This is a genomic window from Caballeronia sp. GAWG1-5s-s, from assembly GCF_023631445.1.
Lineage (GTDB): Bacteria > Pseudomonadota > Gammaproteobacteria > Burkholderiales > Burkholderiaceae > Caballeronia.
This window is the reverse complement of record NZ_JALQDC010000060.1, coordinates 1-1,009: the sequence shown is the minus strand read 5'-3', so window position 1 is coordinate 1,009 and position 1,009 is coordinate 1. Positions and strand designations below refer to the sequence as shown.

1 protein-coding gene and 1 pseudogene are annotated in these 1,009 nt (G+C 61.5%); both read left to right on the top strand.

Annotated elements, in window-relative coordinates; genetic code table 11:
* A pseudogene (locus tag NCR34_RS27880) lies at positions 1–288 on the top strand (succinate dehydrogenase/fumarate reductase flavoprotein subunit); the annotation flags it as partial.
* A gap of 21 nt (positions 289–309) precedes the next feature.
* A partial coding sequence (locus NCR34_RS27875; RefSeq protein ID WP_244849783.1) for a succinate dehydrogenase iron-sulfur subunit occupies positions 310–1,009 on the top strand: 700 nt, incomplete at its 3' end.

Below are 1,009 nucleotides of genomic sequence, written 5' to 3'. Positions count from 1 at the left end.
GTGAAGCACGTGCATCTGAAGGACAAGTCGAAGGTGTTCAACACCGCGAAGGTCGAGGCGCTGGAGCTGGCGAATCTGATCGAGGTGGCGCGCGCGACGATGGTCTCGGCCGAGGCGCGCAAGGAAAGCCGCGGCGCGCATGCGCACAGCGACTACGAACATCGCGATGACGAGAACTGGATGCGTCATACGCTGTGGTTCAGCGAAGGCAATCGCCTCGACTACAAGCCGGTGCAGATGAAGCCGCTGACGGTCGAATCGGTGCCGCCGAAGGCGCGTACCTTCTAAGGCAAGGGCAAGGATATCCAAATGGCAAAGAGAATTTTCGAAGTCTACCGGTACGATCCGGACAAGGACGCCGCGCCGCGCATGCAGAGCTACGAGCTCGACCTGACGCACGAACGCATGCTGCTCGACGCGCTGGTGAAGCTGAAGGAGCTGGATGAAACGCTGTCGTTCCGTCGCTCGTGCCGCGAGGGCGTGTGCGGCTCGGACGCCATGAACATCAACGGCAAGAACGGGCTCGCGTGTCTGACGAACCTGAACGACTTGCCGCAGCGCATCGTGCTGCGTCCGCTGCCGGGGCTGCCGGTGGTGCGCGATCTGATCTGCGACTTCACGCAGTTCTTCAACCAGTATCACTCGATCAAGCCGTATCTGATCAACGACACGCCGCCGCCGGAGAAGGAGCGTTTGCAGTCGCCGGTGGAGCGTGACGAACTCGATGGGCTCTACGAGTGCATTCTGTGCGCGAGCTGCTCGACGTCGTGCCCGAGCTTCTGGTGGAATCCGGACAAGTTCGTGGGTCCGGCGGGCTTGTTGCAGGCGTATCGCTTTATCGCCGATAGCCGCGACCAGGCGACCGGCGAGCGACTCGATAATCTGGAAGACCCGTATCGCCTGTTCCGCTGCCACACGATCATGAACTGCGTCGATGTGTGCCCGAAGGGTCTCAACCCGACGAAGGCCATCGGCAAGATTCGGGAAATGCTGGTGCGGCGGGCGGTTT